General features: G+C 57.8%; 23 protein-coding genes and 3 tRNA genes. 15 read left to right on the plus strand and 11 right to left on the minus strand.

Annotated elements, in window-relative coordinates; all coding sequences use genetic code 11:
* Positions 1-38: 38 nt before the first annotated feature.
* From DHN10_RS08630 to DHN10_RS08645, 4 genes are all read left to right on the plus strand, one after another.
* Positions 39-114, plus strand: a tRNA-Val gene (locus DHN10_RS08630).
* Between the two features lie 146 nt (positions 115-260).
* Positions 261-1,208: a pirin family protein gene (locus tag DHN10_RS08635; protein ID WP_108814910.1), complete on the plus strand. Its 948-nt coding sequence runs from the start codon at positions 261-263 to the stop codon at positions 1,206-1,208.
* Between the two features lie 62 nt (positions 1,209-1,270).
* Positions 1,271-1,347 (plus strand) — tRNA-Asp (locus DHN10_RS08640).
* A gap of 251 nt (positions 1,348-1,598) precedes the next feature.
* Positions 1,599-1,675, plus strand: a tRNA-Asp gene (locus DHN10_RS08645).
* Here the strand turns inward: DHN10_RS08645 and DHN10_RS08650 are convergent.
* From DHN10_RS08650 to DHN10_RS08675, 6 genes are all read right to left on the minus strand, one after another.
* On the minus strand, positions 1,664-3,241 hold the full coding sequence (locus DHN10_RS08650; protein ID WP_108814911.1) for a TIGR01777 family oxidoreductase: 1,578 nt from the start codon (positions 3,239-3,241) through the stop codon (positions 1,664-1,666). The genes DHN10_RS08645 and DHN10_RS08650 overlap by 12 nt on opposite strands.
* A 4-nt stretch (positions 3,242-3,245) precedes the next feature.
* A complete protein-coding gene (locus tag DHN10_RS08655) occupies positions 3,246-3,887 on the minus strand; it encodes a DUF4166 domain-containing protein (RefSeq protein ID WP_108814912.1) in 642 nt (213 codons plus the stop codon).
* Positions 3,888-3,951: 64 nt separating this feature from the next.
* The gene (locus tag DHN10_RS08660) at positions 3,952-4,515 is read right to left on the minus strand and encodes a GbsR/MarR family transcriptional regulator (protein WP_108814913.1); all 564 of its coding nucleotides are present in this window, start codon (positions 4,513-4,515) and stop codon (positions 3,952-3,954) included.
* Positions 4,516-4,568: 53 nt separating this feature from the next.
* Positions 4,569-5,249 (minus strand): lysozyme, encoded by a 681-nt coding sequence (locus DHN10_RS08665; protein WP_159086960.1) that lies wholly within the window; start codon positions 5,247-5,249, stop codon positions 4,569-4,571.
* A 127-nt stretch (positions 5,250-5,376) separates the two neighbouring features.
* Entirely contained in the window at positions 5,377-6,750 is a 1,374-nt protein-coding gene (locus DHN10_RS08670; RefSeq protein WP_108814915.1) for a M20/M25/M40 family metallo-hydrolase, read from the minus strand.
* A 202-nt stretch (positions 6,751-6,952) separates the two neighbouring features.
* Positions 6,953-7,387: a MarR family winged helix-turn-helix transcriptional regulator gene (locus DHN10_RS08675; protein WP_108814916.1), complete on the minus strand. Its 435-nt coding sequence runs from the start codon at positions 7,385-7,387 to the stop codon at positions 6,953-6,955.
* A 107-nt stretch (positions 7,388-7,494) separates the two neighbouring features.
* Here DHN10_RS08675 and DHN10_RS08680 point away from each other — a divergent pair, with 107 nt between their 5' ends.
* The 5 genes from DHN10_RS08680 (at position 7,495) to ispG (ending at position 11,630) form a co-directional block, all read left to right on the plus strand.
* Positions 7,495-7,719 (plus strand): hexameric tyrosine-coordinated heme protein, encoded by a 225-nt coding sequence (locus DHN10_RS08680; protein ID WP_108814917.1) that lies wholly within the window; start codon positions 7,495-7,497, stop codon positions 7,717-7,719.
* Positions 7,700-7,873, plus strand: a complete 174-nt coding sequence (locus DHN10_RS19700; protein WP_159086961.1) for a hypothetical protein — start codon at positions 7,700-7,702, stop codon at positions 7,871-7,873. The genes DHN10_RS08680 and DHN10_RS19700 overlap by 20 nt, the downstream gene beginning before the upstream one ends.
* A 16-nt stretch (positions 7,874-7,889) precedes the next feature.
* On the plus strand, positions 7,890-9,113 hold the full coding sequence (gene hemA, locus DHN10_RS08685) for a 5-aminolevulinate synthase (RefSeq protein WP_108814918.1): 1,224 nt from the start codon (positions 7,890-7,892) through the stop codon (positions 9,111-9,113).
* A gap of 116 nt (positions 9,114-9,229) precedes the next feature.
* On the plus strand, positions 9,230-10,432 hold the full coding sequence (locus tag DHN10_RS08690) for a helix-turn-helix domain-containing protein (protein ID WP_108814919.1): 1,203 nt from the start codon (positions 9,230-9,232) through the stop codon (positions 10,430-10,432).
* Positions 10,433-10,508: 76 nt separating this feature from the next.
* Positions 10,509-11,630 (plus strand): flavodoxin-dependent (E)-4-hydroxy-3-methylbut-2-enyl-diphosphate synthase, encoded by a 1,122-nt coding sequence (ispG, locus tag DHN10_RS08695; protein ID WP_108814920.1) that lies wholly within the window; start codon positions 10,509-10,511, stop codon positions 11,628-11,630.
* 99 nt (positions 11,631-11,729) lie between these two features.
* Here the strand turns inward: ispG and DHN10_RS08700 are convergent, their stop codons facing one another.
* Positions 11,730-12,386: a DUF2971 domain-containing protein gene (locus tag DHN10_RS08700; RefSeq protein ID WP_108814921.1), complete on the minus strand. Its 657-nt coding sequence runs from the start codon at positions 12,384-12,386 to the stop codon at positions 11,730-11,732.
* 131 nt (positions 12,387-12,517) lie between these two features.
* The gene (locus DHN10_RS08705) at positions 12,518-13,288 is read right to left on the minus strand and encodes an MBL fold metallo-hydrolase (protein WP_108814922.1); all 771 of its coding nucleotides are present in this window, start codon (positions 13,286-13,288) and stop codon (positions 12,518-12,520) included.
* 119 nt (positions 13,289-13,407) lie between these two features.
* On the opposite strand from DHN10_RS08705, the gene DHN10_RS08710 reads away from it, so the two are divergent.
* Positions 13,408-14,553 (plus strand): pyridoxal phosphate-dependent aminotransferase, encoded by a 1,146-nt coding sequence (locus DHN10_RS08710; protein ID WP_108814923.1) that lies wholly within the window; start codon positions 13,408-13,410, stop codon positions 14,551-14,553.
* On the plus strand, positions 14,550-15,704 hold the full coding sequence (locus DHN10_RS08715; RefSeq protein ID WP_108814924.1) for an N-acetylmuramoyl-L-alanine amidase: 1,155 nt from the start codon (positions 14,550-14,552) through the stop codon (positions 15,702-15,704). Before DHN10_RS08710 ends, DHN10_RS08715 begins: the two co-directional genes overlap by 4 nt.
* Here DHN10_RS08715 and DHN10_RS08720 read toward each other — a convergent pair.
* A complete protein-coding gene (locus tag DHN10_RS08720) occupies positions 15,701-16,309 on the minus strand; it encodes a class I SAM-dependent DNA methyltransferase (RefSeq protein WP_108814925.1) in 609 nt (202 codons plus the stop codon). The genes DHN10_RS08715 and DHN10_RS08720 overlap by 4 nt on opposite strands.
* Before the next feature lie 157 nt (positions 16,310-16,466).
* Between DHN10_RS08720 and DHN10_RS08725 the strand changes: the two genes are divergently transcribed.
* The 4 genes from DHN10_RS08725 (at position 16,467) to DHN10_RS08740 (ending at position 22,355) form a co-directional block, all read left to right on the plus strand.
* The gene (locus DHN10_RS08725; protein WP_108814926.1) at positions 16,467-18,983 is read left to right on the plus strand and encodes a penicillin-binding protein 1A; all 2,517 of its coding nucleotides are present in this window, start codon (positions 16,467-16,469) and stop codon (positions 18,981-18,983) included.
* Between the two features lie 79 nt (positions 18,984-19,062).
* A complete protein-coding gene (gene prfB / locus DHN10_RS08730; protein WP_108814927.1) occupies positions 19,063-20,187 on the plus strand; it encodes a peptide chain release factor 2 in 1,125 nt (374 codons plus the stop codon).
* Positions 20,188-20,223: 36 nt separating this feature from the next.
* The gene (locus DHN10_RS08735) at positions 20,224-21,600 is read left to right on the plus strand and encodes an amidase (protein WP_234417083.1); all 1,377 of its coding nucleotides are present in this window, start codon (positions 20,224-20,226) and stop codon (positions 21,598-21,600) included.
* Complete coding sequence (locus DHN10_RS08740) at positions 21,597-22,355, plus strand: DUF2189 domain-containing protein (RefSeq protein WP_234417084.1); 759 nt, start codon at positions 21,597-21,599, stop codon at positions 22,353-22,355. Before DHN10_RS08735 ends, DHN10_RS08740 begins: the two co-directional genes overlap by 4 nt.
* Before the next feature lie 51 nt (positions 22,356-22,406).
* Here the strand turns inward: DHN10_RS08740 and DHN10_RS08745 are convergent, their stop codons facing one another.
* Both DHN10_RS08745 and DHN10_RS08750 read right to left on the minus strand, forming a co-directional pair.
* Positions 22,407-22,904, minus strand: a complete 498-nt coding sequence (locus DHN10_RS08745; protein ID WP_108814929.1) for a bactofilin family protein — start codon at positions 22,902-22,904, stop codon at positions 22,407-22,409.
* The gene (locus DHN10_RS08750; RefSeq protein ID WP_199910653.1) at positions 22,894-24,201 is read right to left on the minus strand and encodes a M23 family metallopeptidase; all 1,308 of its coding nucleotides are present in this window, start codon (positions 24,199-24,201) and stop codon (positions 22,894-22,896) included. Before DHN10_RS08750 ends, DHN10_RS08745 begins: the two co-directional genes overlap by 11 nt.
* Between the last annotated feature and the right edge of the window lie 129 nt (positions 24,202-24,330).

A 24,330-nucleotide genomic window follows, 5' to 3' on the forward strand; every position in this document is an offset into this window, starting at 1 on the left:
TGCACTGTCCGCACGGCTGGTCTAAACGGTGCGTCGTCGGGTGATTAGCTCAGTTGGTAGAGCGCTTCCTTTACACGGAAGATGTCGGGAGTTCGAGCCTCTCATCACCCACCATTCTCCTTGCTCATGTTTGCCAAATCTCTGAAACGGCTTTCCATGTCCAAATATGTGCATTCACGCACATATTCTATTCATTGGTCGGCCTAGCATTCGTACGCGCACAGCGTACCTTCCTCTTTGACCCATTGAGGAGAAAACCCATGAGCTGGAACCCTGCACTCGACCCAGATTGTCCCACCGGGGATGCTGTGGATGCGATTGAGACCGTGATTGTATCGCGCGCCCGTGATTTGGGAGGGTTTGAGGTGCGCCGCGCCTTGCCTGCGCCCAAGCGTCAGATGGTTGGCCCATTTATTTTCTTCGATCAAATGGGTCCGGCAGAGTTTGTGACCGGCAAAGGCATTGATGTGCGCCCACATCCGCATATCGGCCTCGCCACGGTCACTTATCTGCATCGCGGATCGATTCACCATCGCGATAGTCTGGGCACCGATCAATGGATCGAACCGGGGGCGATGAACCTGATGATTTCCGGTCGGGGGATCACTCATTCGGAACGGATGGATGGCCAGGCGCTACAAAAACCGCAAAGCCTCTTTGGTATTCAGTCGTGGATCGCGTTGCCCAAAGGGGCCGAAGATCGTGAAGCGGCGTTTATCCATGCGCCCAAGGGTGATCTGCCGCTCATGGAGGGTGAGGGCAAGCAGGTGCGCCTAATCCTGGGCGAGGCTTACGGCGAACGTGCCCCGGTCGAGACCCCATCCGAGATGTTCTATCTGGATGCTGTGCTGGAACCGGGCGCGGGGCTGCCCTTGCCGGACAATCACGAGGATCGCGGTGCATATGTGCTTGAAGGAGAAGTGGAAATTGCAGGTCAGAGGTTTGACACTGGCAAGATGATGGTCTTTCGCCCCGGCGACCGCGTGAGCATGAAGGCGGGTCCGCAGGGCACACGCGTGATGCTGTTGGGTGGGGCCACCATGGACGGGCCGCGCCATATTTGGTGGAATTTTGTGGCCTCTAGCAAGGAACGGATAGAAGAGGCGAAAGAGGCCTGGCGCGCTGGCGATTGGGAAAACGGCCACTTTCAACTGCCCCCCGGCGACGACGCTGAATTTATTCCGCTGCCTGACCGTAGGGGTGCTTGACGGGGCGCGAAAGCGCACATAGAAGCGGCCCACGTTCAGTCATCGGCTGAACAAGCAGATGCGCGGTTGTAGCTCAGCTGGTTAGAGTACCGGCCTGTCACGCCGGGGGTCGCGGGTTCGAGCCCCGTCAACCGCGCCACTGCCTTTTCTTTGAAAACTGATTGGATCGTTGTGGGTTTTCCTGCGCCGTGACCATGCGTGCGTCAATGCCTTTGTTTTGCAAGGCTTGGGGCAAGTCTTAACCTCTTCAATCCGACGGTGGCGCAGGGGTTTTCGAAGGATAAATCTAGACAAGATGTAAAATTCGCTGTGCGACCCGCGCAAAAACGCATCTTCCTGTTGATTTGGCGTTGACGGCCCGCGCATCCGCGATTATCCCGCCCGATACGCGCGGTTGTAGCTCAGCTGGTTAGAGTACCGGCCTGTCACGCCGGGGGTCGCGGGTTCGAGCCCCGTCAACCGCGCCATTTTCCTAAGTTGCTGCCAAAAAGGTGGGGGTCATGGCCCACCTTCTTTTTTTCTGGGTCGCGTTCAGATTTACGGTCCCTCAACCGAGGCACCGCTGATGCTGCTGGGGCAGGGCTGTCTGTCCGCGCGCCGGTGATCCGGGATAACAGTGGTGCAATCATGTTATCGTGAAAGACAAACCCATGCCGGGTGAGTTTTTCCGGCACAACCCGTTGCCCTCCTAGCATGGTTTCCCGGCCCATCTGGCCCAACAGCCCGATCACCCACGCGGGGATCCGCAAGAGGGTCGGACGGTGCAGTGCTTTGCCCAATGCTCGGGTGAATGTGCTGTTGCGGACCGGTTCGGGGGCAACCGCGTTGACCGGCCCGTGAAGGTCTTCGCACGCAATGGCAAAGGCGATCACCCGGATCATGTCATTGTGCGAAATCCAGGGCATCCACTGTTGACCGCTGCCCATTGCACCACCACCGCCAAATTCAAACGGCAAAAGCAGGCGGGCAAGCATCCCACCTTCGACCCCAAGCACCAACCCGATGCGCAGCACAACCAACCGCACCCCGTCACGCGCGATAGGGGCGGCGCTTTCTTCCCAAGTCCGGCAGACGTCATGAACAAAGGCTGGATTGGGGGCAGAGGCTTCGGTCAGCACTGCATCGCCGTGCAAGCCGTAGTAGCCAACCGCAGAGCCGGAAATGACCACACGTGGTTTGACATTTAGCCGGTCAATCAACGCATCCAATGCGCGGGTCATCTTAACCCGCGAGCTGATGATCAGGGCGCGTTTGCGCGGGGTCCAAATCCAGTTCGCGACAGGGTCACCGGCCAGATCGACGATGGCGTCAAATCGATCATCGGCATGCACGCGATCTAGGTCAGTGATCAGCCGCACGGGATGTGCAAGCGCGTCTGCATTGCGCAAGGACCGGGTCAGCACGGTCACGTCATGGCCTGCACCGACCAATGCGGTGACCAGATGTGTGCCGATGAAGCCAGTCCCACCAGTGATCAGGATATTCTGGCGCGGTGGCAGGGCATCGACCAGCCGGGCTGGATCGCCACGATCCAGACGATCGCTGCGCTTTGCTGCCAGCAAATCACGTGCGCTGAACAGGCCCACGCCGATGGCAGACAGGGTCGCAAAGATGCTCCACCATCCGTAGTTGGCCACATGCAGCGCGTTTGGCATCTGCGCCCATCCCCACAAGACTGGGGCGGCCAAGGCCAGAATGGCCCCATAGTTGAGCGCCAGCAGGGTGTGGTTGATCCGTTCTGTGCTGGGCAGCTTGCGGGTCATGTCCTCTTCGACAAAATCCCACAGGGTGATCAGTATTTCGACCAGCAGAATACCACCAAGGATCATGGTCCAGATGCCATGAGGTTCGACCCATGCAAAGGTCAGAAAGATCAGCGCGTAAAAGAAGTTACGCACCCCGTGCAGTTGCAGCTCGCGGCGCTGTGAAGCCCGCCACGCAAGGCGTTCAGTGCCTTCATGATGTACCAATGTATCAAAGGCCCCCATGGCGACCTGAATGGCAATGAGGCTCCAGAGGATGGGATCGTTCATTGGGTTACTCCTTGGTATCTTGAAAGACGCAGTCCTGCGCGATCATCTCGCCCAAAAGCGGATGCGACAGGTGCAGCGAAAACAGAAAGTTGTTGTCGCCCATATCGTGGTGGCCGATCACCAAATTGCCGGGGGACAAAAAGGCTGGAAGCCGCAATTTTCGCCCGCGCAGTTGCAAGAAGTAACCGGCACTTTTGAAGTAGAGTGCATTCTCAGTTGCCGCGACACGCAGCGCCATGCCGATGCCGTAGCCGATGTATTCCTCCAACCCGGTCGGCCCGTCGAACCGTTTGGAACTATGGACGACCTGCGGAAAGCCCCGTTTGCGCCCGTATTGGCGCACCCAGAACTGCCCTTCGCTTTGGATATCTTCGGTCACGACAACCACGGCAGGTTGCCCCACGCTGCTGCGATCAAAGGGCAGGGGGCTGCCGACAAGTCGCACAAGTTGGGCAATGCACCAGCCTGCCGCACTCATCCGCATCCGCACCACCTGACCTTGATAAGTGACGCTGTTGCCCCCGCTTAGTCGTTTGCCAAAGCGGCGGCGGATGGCCGGGGGCAGGCAGCACCATGCCCCTTCGCCCAATAGGTCGCGAAAGCGGCAGTCTTTGGCGGGTTCAGGTTTAATCAGCTGATGTTTCATAGCGTCATCTCATTCTGTAAAGTCCGCTATTTCTGTATAGACAGAAACATAGGGGTAAAAAAACTCACTCGTCCGATTTGCGGTTCGTCAGGCGCAGAACCGAGAACACTTTATCACCCATTTTCATAAGCATATTCAGTTGCTTCTTGGGAACACCGAGCATTTGGGAATACCATTTGTCTGCTGTTTCCAGAAACTCTTGCATGTTGTGCAGGCGTTCCAGAATGATGGGGTGGGTGCCCTCTTCGGTCTCTGCCTGCGCAACACAGTCGGCGATGGCGACACGGGCTGGATCGAACTCGCGTTCCTTGCGTCCTTGGGCGATCCGTGTGGCCATTTCCCAGACGTCGACCTCTGCGGCGAAATGCTCGCGGCGGTCACCAGCCACAGGCACGCGCTGGATCAGTTTCCAGCCGACCAGCTCCTTTAACGAGTTCGAGACATTCGACCGCGCGATCCCAAGTTCATCCGAGATTTGTTCGGCGTTCTTGGGTTGCGGTGAAAGAAACAGCAGCGCGTGGATCTGGGCAACTGAACGGTTGACCCCCCATTGGCTGCCCATATTGCCCCAGTAGAGGATGAATTGTTCGCGTGCCCGCGATTCGTTTATGTCTTTAATTTCTGTCATGACAGAAATATCTGATAATACAGTTTGAAAGTCAAGAGTAATGCATGCCGGACCTATTCACCCGCGATGATATCAATTGGGTCGTCGACCGGCCCGGGCGCGCCAAGCAAGGTGCATCTGTTTTGGTCAAACACGCCTTGTGCGTTCAGCAGATCCCGCCCGGAAAACAGGGCCGCCTCGCAGCTCCGCCGGATCACAAGACCCTTGAGGCGTACCCCACGGGACATGGTCCAACGATGAAATTGTGCCGCGGCACCGTCAAAATCACTGGCGTTGACCCGCTTCAGCAGTGTCGAACTGCTAAAGTTGCCTTGTCCGACGTTGAACACAAAAGACGACAGGGCGCCGAATTGCGCGTCAGTCAGATCAACGGACACAAAACGTTCTACTGCGTGCCGCGCAAGCCCTGTGTCATCCACCAGTATTGCCTGACCTGCATCCGCTGTCAGCGGGATATCGAAACCAGACAGATCACTGTCAGAACAGAGCTTTAGCGCAACAAGATGCCCATATCCAATTGTGCAATATCCAACCGGGTCATTGTAGGGGGAAGCGAACCACCCTTCGAATTGTTTGATCAGCTCAATGGCTGATTTCACAATGACCCGTGAACTGTTGCCCGGTGCAGCGCCCAGACCACCTCTGAGCGTTTCTGCCTGCAACCCGGACGCTACACGTTCGAAAGCAGGCTCTTGGGCGCTGACGGCGGTGCCGCAGGTCAATAAGGTACTCATGATGGCTGCTTTGAGTGTCTTGCACGGCATTTAGATCGCTCCAAATGGCTTCAATTCAAGGCAAGCCTACTGTGATGTGCGGTATCGCATCAACCCATGGTGGCGCTAGGGCTGTTCCGGGGGCCTTTTATCGCGTCATCGCATCCAAAATCCGCGCCCAGCTGCGGATGCCTTTGTGAAACGACGACAGGTCATATTTTTCATTGGGTGAATGGATCTGGTCGTCATCCTTGCCAAAGCCGATCAGCATGGCGTCCATGTCGAGGATATCCTTGAAATGCCCCGCGATGGGGATCGAGCCGCCACAGCCCACATAGGCCGCTGCATTGGGCCATTCGTCAGATAGCGCTTTGCGTGCCTGGTCAAATGCGGGGTGGGTGGTTGTCATTTGCCCCGCAGCACTTGCACCGTGGTCGCCGAATGTGACCGCGCAATCGGCGGGCAGCATGTCTTGCACCATCTTGCGGAAATTTTCGCGGATTTTCAGCGGGTCTTGTGTGCCGACAAGGCGGAAACTGATCTTTGCAGAGGCTTCGGACGGCAGCACGGTTTTGAAACCGTCGCCGGTATAGCCTGACCAGATGCCGTTCACTTCGCAGGTAGGTCGTGACCAAATCATTTCCAACGGGCGGCGCCCAACTTCTCCTGCCGGATCGGACAGGCCGACCTCGCCCAGGAATTCCTTATGATCAAACTTCAGATCGTCCCATGCGGCGGCCAGTTCATTGGAAAGATCGGGCACACCATCATAGAAACCGGGGACGGTGATCCGGCCGTTGTCGTCGTGCAAAGACGCGATGATCCGGGCCAGCACCCGTGCAGGGTTCATGGCCAGACCACCGTACATGCCCGAATGCAGGTCTTTGTTTGGACCGGTGATGGTCAGTTCTTCGCCCAGCAACCCGCGCAACTGAGTGATGATCGCAGGCGTACTGTCGCCATATAGTCCGGTGTCACAGATCAGCGCGATGTCAGCAGTCAACTCGTCCCGGTTTTCTTCCATAAAGGGAGTAAGAGAAGGCGAGCCCGATTCCTCTTCACCCTCAAAGAAAATCGTGATGTTGGCGGGCAAGGTGCCATGTTCGGCTTTCCATGCGCGGCAGGCCTCAACAAAGGTCATCAACTGCCCTTTGTCGTCGGATGATCCACGGCCACGGATGACTTTGCCTTTGGCTGTATCCTCGACCTGCGGGTCGAAAGGGTCACGGTCCCAAAGTTCAAGTGGGTCAACAGGTTGCACGTCGTAGTGCCCGTAAAACAGGATATGTGGCCCGTCGCCGCCGGTGTGCGCCACAACCATCGGGTGCCCCGTCGTGGGGCGCTTGGAGGCTTCAAACCCGATTGATTGCAGATCAGCCACGAGCCAGTCAGCCGCTGTGTCGCAATCGCCTTTGTAAGCCGGATCGGTCGAGATGGAGGGGATGCGCAGAAGTTCCAACAGCCGGTTGGTGGCGTGGGGCAGGTCTGCGTCGATACGGGCGAGGACGGGATCAAGGGTCATGCGTGCGGCCTATTGCTGAGGATTTGCCGCAGGGTTGACCCTATCGCAAGGGAGGTCAAGCTGATCTGTTCAAAGATCCCGTTGGAAGTAAGACGAGTCGATGGCTGACCTGCGAAAGTTCGTATCCCCCTGGATCGCGCATTATCCCATACGGACAAAAAAAGGGAAGGGGCGCGTTGCATTGCGCAGGCAAACGCCGTTGTCAGTCTTGCGGTGTAAGGTTGTTGCTTAGCGTCTTGAGTTGCTCCACCAGCGCGTCAAGTTTCGGTAGCGCAAAGCCTGATTGCTCTACGATGCAGCGAGTTATCTCTTCGGCCTTGGCTTGCAAGGCGCGTCCTTGCCCGGTCAGATGCACGAACACTTTGCGTTTATCGTCTTTGCCACGTTGGCGCGTCACATGCCCGTCTGCCTGGAGCCGTTTGAGCAGGGGAGTGACGGTGTTGGTTTCCATGCCAAGCCGCTGCGCGAGATCGCCAACGCTTTGCGCGTCGCGCTCCCAAAGCAGTGTCAGCGTGATGTATTGCGGATAGGTCAGCCCTATCTCGCGCAAAAGCGGTGCGTAGGCGCGGTTGATTCTGTGCCAGGCCGTGTAGACCGCAAAGCAGTACATTTCATCAGCAGAGGAGGGCAGGGGCATTGGTGCGTCCTTTTCTATCGCGCCCGATATAATCGTGTTGACGGATTTTGCCAAGATGTGTATCGAGTACGATTGTATCGTGTACGATATATATAAAGGAGAACTACATGAGCTGGCTACCAACATTGCAAACCGAAACCCCCGAAGAGGGCTATGCCCTTGCGTTGAAACTGTCGCGGATGGCTGTGAAAATGACCCAGCCGGATGATGCGGCCCGTGCCCGCATGCGCCCGGATTACGCCAATAGTGCCGACAGCCTGACAATGGCATCAGGCGTTGTTGCGCAAAATTTTCAAACCGTTGCACAGGCGAATGATTTTTGGCGCAATTGATGCTTTGATCCAGATCAATGAAATTCATGCGAAAACCCTGCATCAAGCTGCTGTAAAAGGCGGCAATTTGAAACGCCTTGTCGGGCGTCGGTCTGCCCTCTATAAGGTCGAGAACGATCAGGAAATCGCCCGCTGGGGCGGCTTTTTGGTGTGAAGTAAAGGACGGCCCCGTGGACTATAACGCTCATTTGGACAGCGCGATTAATCGGTTGCATAATGAAGGCCGTTACCGGACTTTTATCGATATCGAACGCAAACGCGGCCAGTTTCCCCATGCGACTTGGCGCAAACCTGATGGTTCAGAAGCACCCGTCACCGTCTGGTGCGGCAATGATTATCTGGGGATGGGTCAGCACCCTGTCGTTCTGGCGGCCATGCATGAGGCGATTGATGCGGCCGGCGCAGGTTCGGGCGGCACTCGGAATATCTCTGGCACAACCGTCTATCATAAACGACTTGAGGCCGAGCTTGCGAATTTGCACCGTAAGGAAGCAGCACTGCTCTTTACCTCGGCCTATATCGCCAATGATGCCACGCTCAGCACGTTACCCAAACTGTTTCCCGGCCTGATCATCTATTCCGATGCGTTGAACCATGCATCGATGATTGAAGGTGTGCGCCGCAATGGCGGTGCCAAACGCATCTTCCGGCACAATGATCTCGATCACCTGCGCGAATTGCTGGAAGCTGACGATCCTGCCGCCCCCAAGGTGATTGCCTTTGAATCGATCTATTCGATGGATGGCGATTTTGGCCCCATCGAAGCGATTTGCGATCTGGCCGACGAATTTGGCGCACTGACTTATATTGATGAAGTCCACGCAGTGGGCATGTACGGCCCCCGCGGTGGTGGCGTGGCCGAGCGTGATGGCCTGATGGACCGGCTCGACATCATCAATGGCACGCTGGCCAAGGCATATGGTGTCATGGGTGGCTATATCGCGGCATCTGCAAAGATGTGTGATGCGATAAGATCTTATGCACCGGGCTTCATCTTTACCACGTCCCTGCCACCCGCCGTTGCTGCGGGTGCGGCGGCCAGTGTTGCCCACCTCAAGACCGACGACAGCCTGCGCGTGCAACATCAGACCCTGGCGAAGATCCTCAAACTGCGCCTCAAGGGGCTAGGGCTGCCGATCATCGATCACGGCACGCATATTGTACCGCTGATCGTGGGCGATCCGGTACATACCAAGGAGCTGTCGGATATGCTGCTGTCCGATTTCGGTATCTACGTGCAGCCGATTAATTTCCCCACTGTACCGCGCGGCTTAGAACGGCTGCGGTTCACACCGTCGCCTGTCCATGGCGCGCGCGAATTGGATGCTTTGGTAAGCGCTTTGGATGATCTTTGGTCACATTGCGCGCTGAATCGTGCCGAGTTGGTTGGTTAACCTTCAATCAACCTGTGCATAACTTCTGCTGACATGCTATGACGGTGTCAGATTGCTCGCCGTCCTCGATTCGGAAAAAGTGAGCAGTTTAGGGGCATTGAGCGACGGGACAGTCGATGATCGGGATTACCTTCAAGCGTGAAGACGCACAGGAGGACGTTCAAACCAAAGGGTTTGACGACTATGAATTGCGTCTTGGTGATTTGATGCGCGGTGAACGTGCGACAATGGGCAAGAGCCTGTTGGACGTGCAGCGCGAGCTCAAAATCAAGGCCGCCTATATCGCTGCCATCGAAAATGCCGATCCTTCTGCTTTTGATACGCCAGGCTTTATCGCCGGTTATGTGCGGTCCTATGCCCGCTATCTGAACATGGATCCCGATCACGCCTTTGACACCTTCTGCGAGGAAAGCGGATTTGCGACGGCCCACGGCATGTCGGCAGAGGCCTCATCGCTGAAAGGCAAAACCTTTGATCCGTCCTCGGCCGCTATCGGCAAAGATATCTTTTCTGCTTCTGCGACGCCTTTCGTGCCTGCAGGCGATGCCGTTTTGTCGGGTATTGAGCCGCGCGCCATAGGGTCCGTTTTGGTGCTTGTCGCCTTGATCAGCGGTTTGGGTTTTGGCGGCTGGACCGTCCTGCAAGAGGTCCAGAAGGTGCAGTTTGCGCCTGTTGAACAGGCGCCTGTTGTTGTCTCTGACCTTGATCCTTTGGCCGGTGCCACCAACGCGATCCAACCTGTTGATGCGTTGGCTGGATTTGAAGCGCCCACCGCCGAAGCGCTTGACCGGCTGTATCGCCCGCAAGCGCTTGACGTGCCGGTTCTGGTCGCCCGTGACGCCCCGATTTCGACGCTCAGCCGCGATACAATCGGCGCGCTGGTGCCGCAAGCAACCGTGTCCGGTTCGCCCGCCACCGAACTTGCTGCCCTTGATATGCCACAACCCGCGCCAATTCAGGTTGTCGAACCCGACGTGCCAGAGCTGCAACTGGTTGCCGTGCGTCCGGCTTGGGTGCGGGTGCGCGCGGCCAATGGCGCAGTGATCTTTGAAGGTGTGATGGAGCCGGGACAGAACTTTGTCGTGCCTTCCACCGAGGAACCCGCCAGCCTGCGTGTGGGTGAAAGTGGCGCGATGTATTTTGCTGTCAACGGCGTACATTATGGCCCGGTTGGCCAGACCGGCACAGTGACATCGAATGTTGAACTGACCACGCAAAGTCTGACCCAGGCTTTTGCTGTTGCGGATTTATCTGCTGACACTGATCTTGCCGGGATCGTGAATGTCGCACAGGTTGCGCCCGTCGCACCGGCTGAATAGTCGCAGCGCGCGGCCTTGCTGGCGCTGGTTTTGCCGCATAGGTTGGCCCCAACAGATGCTTTCATAGGCTGGCCCCATGTCCCTAAATCATATCCGTCCGTGGCGTAACATTTATCGCCGCAAATCCCGCCAAATTATGGTGGGTAACGTCCCTGTCGGCGGCGACGCCCCGATCACCGTGCAGACAATGACGAACACGCTGACCACAGATATCAAAGCGACGATTGAACAGGTGCAGGCAGCAGCAGAGGCTGGTGCCGATATTGTGCGCATCTCGATACCCGATGAGGCGTCGAGTGCGGCGCTCAAGCAGATTGTGCCCGAGGTGTCCGTGCCCATCGTGGCCGACATCCATTTCCACTACAAACGTGGGATTGAGGCGGCAGAGGCGGGGGCGGCTTGCCTGCGCATCAATCCTGGCAATATCGGCGATGAAAAGCGTGTCAAAGAGGTGATCAAGGCCGCGCGTGACCATAATTGTTCGATCCGTATCGGTGTGAACGCGGGGTCTTTGGAAAAGCATCTATTGGATAAATACGGTGAGCCGTGTCCCGATGCGATGGTGGAAAGCGGTCTCGACCATATCAAAATCCTGCAAGATAATGATTTCCACGAATTCAAAATCTCTTGCAAGGCGTCTGACGTGTTCATGGCTGCGGCCGCCTATCAACAATTGGCCGAAGCAACGGATGCGCCGATCCATCTGGGCATCACCGAGGCGGGTGGTCTGACCTCGGGCACCATCAAATCTGCTATTGGTCTGGGCAATCTGCTGTGGATGGGGATCGGCGACACGATCCGTGTCAGCTTGTCCGCCGATCCGGTGGAAGAGGTGAAGGTGGGGTATGAAATCCTCAAATCCCTTGGGTTGCGCCACCGCGGCGTGAACATCATTTCCTGCCCGTCCTGCGCGCGGCAGGGGTTTGAGGTGATCAAAACGGTTGAGGCGCTGGAAAAGCGGCTGGAACACATCAAGACGCCCATGTCGCTGTCGATCATCGGCTGTGTGGTGAACGGGCCGGGCGAGGCGCTGATGACCGACGTCGGCTTCACCGGCGGCGGGGCCGGATCAGGCATGGTCTATCTGGCGGGCAAGCAAAGTCACAAGCAATCCAACGACGATATGGTCGATCACATTGTGGAACAGGTTGAGAAGAAGGCAGCAGAGCTAGAAGCGCTGAGTGCGGCGGCGGAGTAGGGGGACGGATAACAGACCTGAATGGCTGGTTTGAGCCTAATGTGTATGATGCTGCGGACAATACCTGTGTCTGCAATGCGCCGAAGTAGTTCCAGAGGCTCAAAGCTGTTTTTGAAGGCCAGCTAATTTCTGAGGTGTCATTCGAAATCCCCTAAACTCGGCACGAGCAGTTTGAAAAATGACGCGCTCAAATTTCAATTCAGACGAGAGTTTTTCGGCATCTGAAGTTTGATACCTCGCACCTAAGACAACTTCTTTCAGGATGGCCTTGTCGTTGAACGCTGCAAAGAATTTATCGCCTTCACAAACGCAGTTTTCGAGTGGACGAACCAACCGATACTCGTCCTCGTAGGACCATTCTATATGCTTTGTCCGTAGTAATCTGTGGATTAGGACTTCCATCGAAGACTTGGAAACATCGACATCGCTTGCAGGCTTTATCCTTTTATCGACATAATTGATTTTGAAAAGAAGGTCGTCGGGCACCTCAAAACCAAGCGCGAGGCCTTTGTGCGAGTCGGCGTAGTGCGCCCACATCAAAGGTTGAAACCAATTTCTTGAAAACGAGATGATTCCATTATCTTGAGAGACTGTTTCCCGAAATCGCTTCGCCCAAGCGCGTACACTCTTGTCACCCAGATCAAGTGACAAGTACTCAAATGGATCATTCAATTCATCAATCGGAGATACCTTGAGGCGCCGCTTCGACAGAGCTTCGAGCCCCCATTTGGCAGGATAAAATTTGTAGACACGCATGCTGTTTGTCTAACGTTGATCGCGCGACTGCACAACGCAGTGGGTCGACTGCGGACATTGGCAGCGCCTGAACAAATGACCGCTCCGTCCCGCTAAGCCGCCACACCATATACTTGGCTGCTTCGGTTGTTTCACCCGTACCACGCTCCCATCTTCGCCTCGCTATCCCCTTCCAGCATTCCTGCAAATTTCGCTGGGTCCTGTGTGCCGTCATCCCGCCCCCGATAGTGGTAGGGATAGACATAGGTGGGTGCGAATTCATTGACCGCCGATGCTGCCGCCTCGGCGTCCATGGTGAACGGCAGGTTCATGCAAACAAAGGCAATGTCGATATTCTGCAAGCTGCGCATTTCGGGGATGTCTTCGGTGTCGCCAGAGATATAGATGCGCAGCCCATCCACCGTCACGACATAGCCGTTGTCGCGCCCTTGCGGATGGAAGTTCAAGCGCTCCTGCGTTGTGTTGTAGGCCGGGATCGCGTCCACGCTGACACCGATTGCACTGGTGCTGTCGCCATTGCCGACAGATGTCGTTTTAGCCTGCATCTGGGCAGGCAGCATGCTGTAGACGGCGGGGTTGCTGATCATCACGGTGTCGGCCCCGGCAATCGCGCCCAATGTTGCGGGATTGTAGTGGTCGCCGTGTTCGTGGGTGATCAGAATCAGGTCAGGCGTAGGCATATCCGCATAAAGTGACGCTTCGCCCACGGGATCGACGTAAATCGTACCTGCCGGTGTCTCCATCACAAAAGAGGCGTGGCTTTTGGGTGTCACGATCACCTCGCCCGTGGCCGAGGCAAAGCTGTCGTGCGCGCCGTGGCTTGCGGCGTTGACCCGGTAGGGCAAAAGGGTGATCCCGCCAGCGGCGGCGGCTGAGCTAAGGAATCTGCGGCGGGTGTGCATGGCTGGTGTCCTTTCGTTATCCTGCTTTTAAACTAGCGCAGATTGCGCGCCCGTCCATTGCGCATTGACGCGCCCCTGCTGTCGCGGGCACACAGGTGCCAAGAAACGTGAGGCGGCAGATGCGACACTCAACACGCGGCGATGTTGATCCGTTCATTGTGATGGACGTGATGGAAGCGGCCCGGCGGGCCGAGGCGGCCGGGCGCCACATTATCCATATGGAAGTGGGTCAACCCGGCACCGGTGCGCCGGAGGCCGCGAAGGCTGCTTTGATTGCCGAGATGACTGATCCGCTGGGCTATACCGTGGGCCTTGGCCTGCCAGAGCTGCGCGCTCGGATCGCCCGCCATTACGCCGATTGGTATGGTGTCGATCTGGATCCCGGCCGTGTGGTGATCACTAGCGGGGCCTCTGGTGCCTTCTTGCTTGCGTTCTCAGCGCTTTTTGACAACGACGCCCGCGTTGGGTTGGGCACGCCATGCTACCCATCTTACCGGCAGATTTTGAAAGCTGTCGGCCTGACCCCGGTGGATATCCCCACAACCTTTGCCCAGCGGTTTCAGCCGCGCCCCGAAGATGTGGCAGCGCATGATTTGGACGGTTTGATTATCGCCTCGCCTGCGAACCCGACCGGCACCATGCTGGATCGGCCTGAACTGGCCGCTTTGGCGGATGCATGTGCGGCGCGGGATGCAGCACTGATCTCGGACGAGATTGACCATGGAATTGATTATGACACTGCGCCTGCGACCGCTTTGCAGGTCACGGATGACGTCTATGTGGTGAATTCGTTTTCCAAGTATTTTTCCATGACCGGCTGGCGTGTCGGTTGGATGATCGTGCCGCAAGACCATGTGCGCCGCGTTGAGCGATTGGCCCAGAACATGTTCATCTGCGCCCCCCACGCCGCCCAGCGTCTGGCCTTACATGCAATGGATTGCACTGAAGAGTTGGAGGCCAACAAGGCCGTCTATGCGGCGAACCGGGCTTTGATGATTGAAGGCTTGCAGGCGGCAGGCCTCACCCGGTTTGCCCCGCCCGATGGGGCATTTTACGTCTATGTTGATGTGTCGGACTATACCGATGATGCCTTGGGGTTTGCCGATGAAATCCTTGAAAAGGCAGGTGTCGCTGTGACCCCCGGCCTCGATTTTGATACCAGGCGCGGGCATCACTGGCTGCGTTTTTCCTATGCCCGTTCAACGCAAGATATCCGCGAAGGGTTGGCCCGTCTGGCCCGGTTCATGCAGGCGCGCGCATCATGATCCGTTGGGTTCTGGCAGTGCTGTGTCTGGCCACAATGGGCCACGCCCAAGCCACGTTTGATCCTGAACGCAGCGCTGTGCGTGATGGTTGGTGGAAGTTAGAGGTCGCACTGGGGCTGAGCGAGATTGTTCCTTACCGCGTCTTCACACTGGATGCCCCGCGTCGTCTGGTTCTGGATTTTGAGGCGGTGGATTTCGGCGGTCTTGATCCGGATGCGATGCTGTCAGGGGATCGCGCCACTGCTGTGCGCTTTGGCCCCTTACGTCCCGGCTGGTCGCGCATGGTCATTGATCTGGCCGAGCCGCTGATCATTGCCGAAGCAGGCATGGTGACGCACCCCCAAGGGGCTGCTTTGTCGCTGGTGCTAGAGCAGGCATCGGAGCTGGAGTTTGCCGCCGCCAGCGGTGCGCCGCCCGATCCGGGCTGGGAGGTTGTCACCGGTTTTGACAGTCAGGAAGCCGCGCAGATTGCCCGCAGTGAAGATTTTGTTGTGGTCATCGATCCCGGCCATGGCGGTATTGATCCCGGCGCCAGCCAAGGCGGCATCAAAGAGGCCGATCTGATGTTGCTGCTGGCGGCAGAACTGGCGGTCAGTCTGGCCGAGGTGCCGAAGGTCAAACCGGTGCTGACCCGGAACGGAGATATCTTTGTGCCACTGTCCGCACGGCTGACCATAGCGCGGCAGGTTGGCGCGGATTTGATGATTTCGCTGCATGCGGATGCGCTGGAAGTGGACGAGGCGCGTGGCGCGTCGGTCTACACCTTGTCGTCGGATGGGGGCACCGCAGCATCCCAGCGGATTGTGGAACGTCATGAACGCGGTGATTTGTTGGCGGGTGTCGATCTGAGCGCCTCAGAGGACCGGGTCGCGACGGCGCTGATGGATCTGGCGCGCGCTGAAACCGGCCCCGCCGCCCGGCGTTTTGCCGATGCGCTTGCCACGGCGATGGCCACCGAAGGCGTGCGCATGAATACGCGCCCACGCCGGGAAGGGCAGTTTGCGGTTCTGACGGCGGCGGATTTTCCCAGTGTCCTGATCGAAGTTGGATTCCTATCTAACGCCGACGACCGCGCTGTGCTGGCAACCCGTGAAGGCCGCGACAAGATCATTGCCGCCATCACAGGGACCGTGGCGTTGCTGGCCCGTTAGGGATGAAACTGCGCCAGCCAGACGGTGTGCTGTCCGCAATTGGGGTCTTCGGGCGTGTAGCGCAGGACCTTAAAACCTGCCTCTTTCAGCAATTGCCGGTATTCGTCAGGATCGAGTGACGCGTGATAGATCGGTGCGTCGGCCACGCTGCCGATCGCTTCGCCTGCGATATGACCCGAAGTGAACATCAGCGCGGCACGAGGGGCGGCGTGGGCGGCGAACGTCGCAAACATCGGGCGCTGATCTGCCGCCGAAAGATGAAAGAAGCTGTTCCATGCGAGTATCGCGTCAAACGTCTGATCCAGCGCCAGCCCGCGCATATCAGCCTGCACCACCTTTGCCGCAGGCAGGTTTTGCGCATAAAGCGCTGTCATCGTTTCAGTTGCATCCACGCCCGTGATCCGCAGGCCACGCTCTGACAGATAGGTGGCGATGGGCTGACCCGATCCGCATCCCAGATCAAGCACATGGCTACGTCCGGCATTGCGGGGGGCGGCGGCCAGAAACCTGTCCAGCCACTGTTTTTCCATCAGGTTGCGGTTGCGCTGCTTGGCCCAGGTCTGGCCAACGCGTTCATAGGTCTCGATCACATCATCTGCTTGCATGGCGCCTGCATGGCGTCTGGCCAGTTCCTGCACAAGACCTCTTCGAGATGTGAACAGCAAGGCGGCACGTTATAGCCGAACGGGACAATTGGTCTTTTGACCATCGGGCCACGTCCAAGTATATAGAGACAAAACAAACAGGACTGTATCACCGCCCATGTTGCGCTTTATTTCTTCGTTTTTTGGCGGTCTTTTCACGCTTTTGACCCTTGGCCTTGTCATGGGCGCGCTTGTCGTGGGTGGCGTTCTTTACATGTATGGGCGCGATCTGCCCAGCTACGAGACGTTGTCGCAGTACACCCCCAAGACCATCAGCCGGATCTATTCGGGCGAGGGGCGCATCATTGATGAATTCGCGGTCGAGCGGCGTTTGTTCACTCCGGCCGAGGAAATTCCCGATATCGTCAAACAGGCATTTATCTCCGCTGAGGATAAGAATTTCTACGAGCACTCCGGCTATGACGCCATGGGTATGGTTTCGGCCTTTGTGGATGCGGTTGAATCGCGTGGTGAGAATGTCCGTGGTGCATCCACCATCACCCAACAGGTGATGAAGAACTTCCTTCTGGATGGCTCGCGGTCGATTGAGCGCAAGATCAAAGAGATCATTCTGGCGGTCCGCATCGAAGGTGCGATGCCGAAAGAGCGTATTCTTGAACTGTATCTCAACGAGATTTTTCTGGGTCAGAACAGCTTTGGTGTGACTGCCGCCGCGCTGACTTATTTCAACAAACCGCTGACAGAACTCACTCCGGGCGAAGCGGCTTATCTGGCGTCCCTGCCAAAATCGCCCAGTAACCGCCACCCGGTCCGCGATCGTGATGCGGCGATTTTCTGGCGCAACAACACGCTGCGCGAGATGTTCGAGAACGGCTATATTGATCAGGCGACCTATGACGCAGAACGCGAAGCGCCTTTGCTGTCCGTTCAAGGCGGTGACTATGATGATTTCCGCGACAGCCTGCCAGAGCGTGATTACTTTACCGATGAAATCCGACGCCAGCTAAGCCAGAACTTTGGTGAAGAGGAATTCTTCTCGGGTGGTTTGTCGATCCGGGCGACGATTGATCCTGAGTTACAGGTGACAGCTGCGCATTCCTTGCAGCGCGCACTTGAGGATTATGACCGCGAAAGCGGCGAATGGCGTGGAACCGGGGAAACGATTGCGGAAGACGCGCTTGGTGATGAAACACTTTGGCGCGCAGCCTTGGCAAACGTGAACGTGCCGCGCGATGTGGATTATGGCGGACAGTGGTACCCGGCGGTCATTCTGGATGTGGCCGAGAATACGCTGACCATTGGCATTGAAGGAATCGAAGCGACTGAGGCTGAACCTTCCACCGTGCCGCGCGCAGATATCCGTTGGCTGATCGGTGACTTCTTCGACAATTTCACCGCCGGCGATGTGGTGCATGTGCGTCGCGCCGTTGATGGTGACGGCAATTTCCAGAACTGGTCCTTGCGGCAGGTGCCGGAAGTGCAGGGTGGGTTCATGGCGATGGACGTCAACACCGGCCGTGTGATCGCAATGCAGGGTGGCTTTAGCTATCAGCATTCGGTGTTCAATCGGGCAACACAGGCGCAGCGTCAGCCGGGATCTTCGTTCAAGCCCTTTGTCTATGCTGCCGCCCTCGACAGTGGCTATTCCCCGGCCACGATCATTGTGGATGCGCCGATTACGATCAACACGCCGCAAGGCACCTGGCGCCCGCGCAATTCATCGAACCAGTTCTACGGCCCAACCCCGATGCGCACCGGGATTGAGCGGTCTCGGAACCTGATGACCATTCGTCTGGCACAAGAGATCGGGATTGATACGGTTGGGCGCTATGCCGAACGCTTTGGCGTTTATGAAGACATGAACCGGGTGCTTGCGGCCTCGCTTGGCTCTGACGAAACCACGCTGTTCAAGATGGTTGCGGCCTATGCGATGTTCGCCAACGGCGGTGAGCGGGTCGAGCCGACATTGGTAGACCGCGTGCAGGATCGTTACGGCAACACTGTCTATCGCCATGACCAACGCACCTGCGTGGACTGCAACAATGCAGTGCTTGCCGAAGGCGAAGGGCCGCGGATCGTGACCAACCGCGACCGGGTGATGAATGAAATCACGGCCTATCAGCTGACCTCGATGATGCGCGGCGTTGTGCAGCGCGGCACGGCCAGTGGTACGGTCAACCTGCCGGTGCCAATTGCAGGTAAGACCGGCACAACAAACGAGGCCAAGGACGTGTGGTTCATTGGCTTTTCATCCAACATCGTCGCGGGTTGTTACATCGGGTATGACACGCCGCGTACCTTGGGGCGTGGCGCTTCTGGTGGTGGGATCTGCGGCCCGGTCTTTAACCGCTTTATGGGTGAGGCAATCGAAAAGCTGGGTTCTGGCCCGTTTGACGTGCCTGCTGATTGCCAGTTCATCAATATTGACCGCTTTAGCGGCGCACGCCTGCCGGTGGGTGCTGCTGGTGAAAACGTGATCGGCGAATGCTTCCGCCCCGGCGAAGAGCCGCTGTTTGGCATTATGTTTGATGGTGGTTTTGCAATGGCGGCTGATCTGCCGCTGTTTGATGAGGTGCCGCGCACGCAGCGCCAGGTCACGACATCCACAGGCGAAACCGCAACTGTTGGTGACAAGGCGACCTTTGGTACGCTGTCGACGGGCGGTCTTTACTGACCTTGCGCTTGTCGCCCGCGCGGCTGCGCGTTAAGACCAAATCGACAATCAAACTGACCCATCCCTGAATAGGTGCCCCATGCGCGCGGAAATCCAAAATACTGTGGAGGCGATTGAAAAATCGCTGGCCCTGCTGGCGCAGCGGATGGATGTGGAAACGGCACCGCATCGGCTGGAAGAATTCAACGCCCGTGTTGAGGATCCGACCTTGTGGGATGATCCCGAAGCGGCACAGAAACTGATGCGTGATCGCCAGTTGCTGGTGGATGCAATGGCGAACCATGACGGCATCAAGCAAGAGCTGTCCGACAACATCGAACTGATCGAGTTGGGCGAGATGGAAGAGGACACCGAAGTGGTGGCCGAGGCCGAAGCCGCGATGCTGAAACTCGCTGACAAAGCTGCCAAGAAAGAGTTGGAAGCTCTGCTGGACGGTGAGGCTGACGCCAATGACACCTTCCTTGAGATCAACGCAGGCGCTGGCGGTACTGAGTCCTGCGATTGGGCCAACATGCTGGCGCGCATGTATGTGCGTTGGGCCGAAAAGAAGGGCTATAAGGTTGAATTGCAGGCCGAGCAGGCCGGTGATGAGGCAGGCATCAAATCCGCCTCTTACAAGATCAGCGGCCATAACGCCTATGGCTGGCTGAAATCCGAAAGCGGCGTGCATCGTCTGGTGCGCATTTCGCCCTTTGACAGCGCCGCCAAGCGCCACACTTCGTTCACCTCCGTAAAGGTCTATCCGGTGGTGGATGACAACATCGAGATCGAGGTGAACCCTTCGGACATTCGCATTGATACTTACCGGTCGTCGGGTGCGGGCGGGCAGCACGTGAACACCACCGACTCGGCCGTGCGGATCACCCACGCGCCAACGGGGATCGTCGTGACCAGTTCCGAAAAATCCCAACACCAGAACCGCGATATTGCGATGAAAGCCTTGAAATCCCGGCTTTATCAAATCGAGTTGGACAAGCGATCAGCCCTCGTGAATGAAGCGCATGAGAACGCTGGCGACGCAGGCTGGGGCAATCAGATCCGGTCTTATGTGTTGCAGCCCTACCAGATGGTCAAAGACCTGCGCACGAATTTCGAGACATCCGACACCAAAGGCGTTCTGGACGGTGATCTGGATGGTTTGATGGCGGCGACGCTGGCGATGGATGTATCCGGCAAGAGCCGGGCCGAGGCCAACGCAGAGTAGCCTTGCCAAGCTCGCCGTCCCGCGTTTGGATGGCGTATGGCAGAGTTTATGACATGGACGGCGCACCAACTGACGGCAGCTTTGGCAACCCGGCAGGTGTCGGCTGCCGAGGTGATGCAGGCGACACTGGATCAAATTGCCGCTGAAAACCCATCGGTCAATGCAATCGTGTCGCTGCGCGACGGTGATGCTTTGCTGGCAGAAGCCCGTGCCGCAGATCAGCAAGGCCCACACGGCCCGCTGCATGGCATTCCGATAGCGGTAAAGGATCTGGCAAATGTCGCTGGCCTGCCAACCTCACAAGGCTCGCCCTTGTTTGCGGGTTCTGTCGCTGCGCAAAGCGATATGATGGTGCAGCGCATGCAAGACGCCGGTGCCATTGTTATTGGCAAAACCAACACGCCAGAATTCGGTCTGGGCAGTCATACGTTCAACCCAGTTGCTGGTGCCACGCAGAATGCGCTGATGCCGGGGACCAGTGCGGGCGGGTCGTCGGGCGGTGCTGCTGTGGCCCTTGCGCGGCATATGGTGTGTTTGGCCGATGGTTCTGACATGATGGGCAGCCTGCGCAATCCGGCGGGCTGGAACGGGGTCTATGGGATGCGCCCGACATGGGGCCGTGTCCCGTCAGAGCCGCTCGGGGATATGTTCATGCATCAGCTGTCAACGGGCGGGCCTATGGCGCGCTGTCCGCGTGACGTGGCTTTGCTGCTGGATGTGCAATCGGGGCCGGACCCACGCCAGCCTTTGGGGTTGCCAAATGACGCGTTTGCAGGCCGCATTAGGGCTGATGTGAAAGGACGCCGGATCGCGTGGCTGGCCGATTGGGGCGGGGCCTATCCGATGGAGGACGGCGTGCAACAGGCGGCAGAGGCAGCGGTAGGGCGCTTTGCCCAGATGGGTTGCACGGTTGAGGCGGTCAAACCGCCCTTCGCCGCCGATGCGATCTGGGAGGCGTGGATCACCCTGCGTTCTTTTGCTGTCGCTGCATCACTGGGGCCGATCTATGATCAGCCAGAATTGCGTGACCAACTCAAGCCCGAGGCGATTTGGGAGGTCGCGCAGGGGCGGGCGCTGACCGGTCAGCAGATCCAGCGCGCAAGCGCGTTGCGGTCCGATTGGTATCGCGCGGCGGGCGCACTGTTTGAAACCTATGATGCCTTTGTCCTGCCTACCGCCCAATGCTGGCCGTTCCCAATTGACTGGCACTGGCCAAAGCACATTGGCGGAGTTGCGATGGATACCTATCACCGCTGGATGGAAATTGTAGTACCGGTGAGCCTGATTGGGCTGCCCTGTCTGGCCGTCCCAATCGACGGCCCGCGCCCGATGGGATTGCAGATTGCCGGGCCGCGCGGGGCCGATCTCTCGGTGCTGCAATTGGGGCAGGCATGGGAGGAGGCGCGCGCATGACAGGGAAAATACAGTCAACGGTCAAACAGGTGACGTTTGCCGATATTGGCGCTGTCCTGCGTGCAGGCATGCAGGATTTCCGGCGCGCACCGCAGTTCGGGCTGTTTTTCAGTGCCGTCTATGTGGTGGGCGGCTTTGCGATGCTTTGGCTGGGGGCGGGGCATGTCACATGGACATTGGCCACATCGCTGGGGTTTCCCTTGGTCGCACCTTTTGCTGCTGCCGGATTATACGAGGTCAGTCGCCGGTTGGAACAGGGCGACCCGCTGGAATGGCGCGGTGTCTTGGGGATTGTCTGGCAGGAACGCACGCGGCAATTGCCATGGCTGGGCGCGCTGATCGTGGTCTATTTCCTGTTCTGGACGTTTTTGGCGCATATGATCTTTGCGCTGTTCATGGGGCTGTCCACGATGACCAATATCTCGCAAAGCTATGCCGTTTTTCTAACGCCCAACGGGCTGACAATGATCGCGGTAGAGCTTGGGATTGGGGCGGTTCTGGCCTTCTTGTTGTTCTCGCTTACGGTGATGAGCCTGCCAATGGTGCTGGACCGCGAGGTTGATTTTGTCACGGCGATGCTTACCAGCCTTGCAGCGGTACGGGCCAATCTGCCGGTGATGCTGGTCTGGGCGGCGTTGATTGCGGTGCTCTCGGTTCTGGCGCTGATCCCCTGGTTTCTGGGACTGATCGTCGTGTTACCGATCCTGGGACATGCCACATGGCATCTTTATCGGCGCGCGTTGCACGCCCAATGAAAAAGGCGCCCGTCGATGGGGCGCCTTTTCAATCTGATGATGATGCGTCGCTTAGGGTTTTGCAGCAGGCTTTGTCTCTGCGGCAGGGGTCGTTGGCATCTTCTTTGCACCTGTCGCAAGCGGGTCATCCTGACGCTGCACGGACCCTTCAAAATGCGCACCGGATTCGATGGCGATGGTCTTGTGGATGATGTCACCCTCAACCCGCGCGGTTGATGTCAGGCGCACCTTCAATCCACGCACACGGCCCACAACACGGCCATTGACCACAACATCATCGGCAACCACTTCGCCTTTGACGGTGGCCCCTTCGCCGACGGTCAGCAGGTGGGCGCGAACGTCGCCTTCGACCTGACCTTCGACTTTGATGTCGCCGCTTGTCTTAAGGTTGCCGGTGATCAGCAGATCAGAGGACAACACAGAGGCCGCAGGCTTGGCTTTGGGAGTAACCGGTGCGCTGTCGGTGGGCTTGGCCGCCTGAGGGGCGGTGCTTGTGTCGGTTTCGGACGCCTTTGGCCCGGGCTCATTGATTTTGGATTTAGAAAACATTCTGTCCAGCTCTTATATAGGTCATGGGGTTGACGGGGATTCCGTTCACACGGACCTCGTAGTGAAGGTGGGGGCCAGTCGAGCGACCAGAATTCCCCATAGCACCGATACGTTCGCCGCGCGAGACCCTTTGGCCGACGCGGACATCCATCGCATTAAGATGCGCATAGCGTGTTTCAATGCCAAAGTCATGCCGGATTTTGATCAATCGGCCATATCCCGACGACCAGCCTGCATGAGTTACAACGCCATCCGCGGTTGTGTAGATCGGCGTGCCGATGGGCCCGGCAAAATCGGTACCATTATGCATTCGCCCCCAGCGTGGCCCAAAGCTAGAGGTATAACGAAAGTTCGATTTGACCGGGATTGAGAAGGGCGCTTTTTCAGCGGCAATCCGGTAAAGGTTGATCCGGTCCATCGCGGTCAGGATCGCATTGGCGCGCAGGGCGTCCGGGTCAGGTTCCCCGCCGCGGGTCGAGAACTGAATGGGCGTTAGCGGACCGCCAGTGCCAGAATACCCGCGGCGCACCTGATCAATCAGGTTATCGGGGTTCATGCCCGCAGCGCGGAACATATCATCCAGCGGTTCGACCGAGACCAGCATCGCCTCTTCCAGTTGGCGGAAAATCTGATCGTTACGTTCCTGCAAAAGCCGCAGCTCTAGCTGCATCTCCTGCGCCACGGTGATGGCGTTTTCGGCATCCGCCGCGATCTGATCACGTTCTGATGCGGTTTCGGCCAACGCGGTGGCCAGCAGATCGACCGTGCCAGCGGCATCTTCGCTGATCGAGGCAGAAGGAGCGGCGTTATCTTCTGCCGTAAGGGCTGCCACTTGATCGCGGGCCTCTTCGCGGGCGCGCATGGCATCGCGCAGAGTGGCTTGAACAACCTCCATCCCGGTTTCAAGCTCGCGTCGCTTTTCTTCGGTGGCCAGCAGTTCGGTCTGCATGATCGAGATTTGCTGGAGCGCCGAGGTAAAGCGTTCCTGCGCCGCCAATGCCTCCATTGCGCGGGCGTCGCGTTCTGAGGATAGGGCGTTCAGGCGTTGTTCATAGGTCAGCTGGTCCCGCTGGGCCTGCGCGCGAAAGTTGCCTGCGCCAATGCTGTCCATCAGCAAGATGGCGGTGGCGATAATGGTCCAGGCGACAACGATGATGCTGCCGGTCCAGGCGACCAGTTGCGTTTCGGGTTTCAGTCGGATGAACCGGGTCTCAGTATCCGAACGCAGAAAAAGTCGCCGCTCTGGAAAGACGCGTTCGAGCATTCCGTGAATGCGTGCTGTCAGTCGTGATCTCACGATTGTCTCTGCCCTGTCCCGTTCAAATGCCAAGCTTCTTTTTGGCGGTCCCACCTCGTTTACGCAGGCCGGGCCGATCCTGCAAGATTTTTGCGCTTGTTTTTCGCTAAGTGCCATAGCGTAAAGGCG

The sequence above is a fragment of the Loktanella sp. Alg231-35 genome (assembly GCF_900143545.1).
Taxonomy (GTDB): Bacteria; Pseudomonadota; Alphaproteobacteria; order Rhodobacterales; family Rhodobacteraceae; genus Yoonia.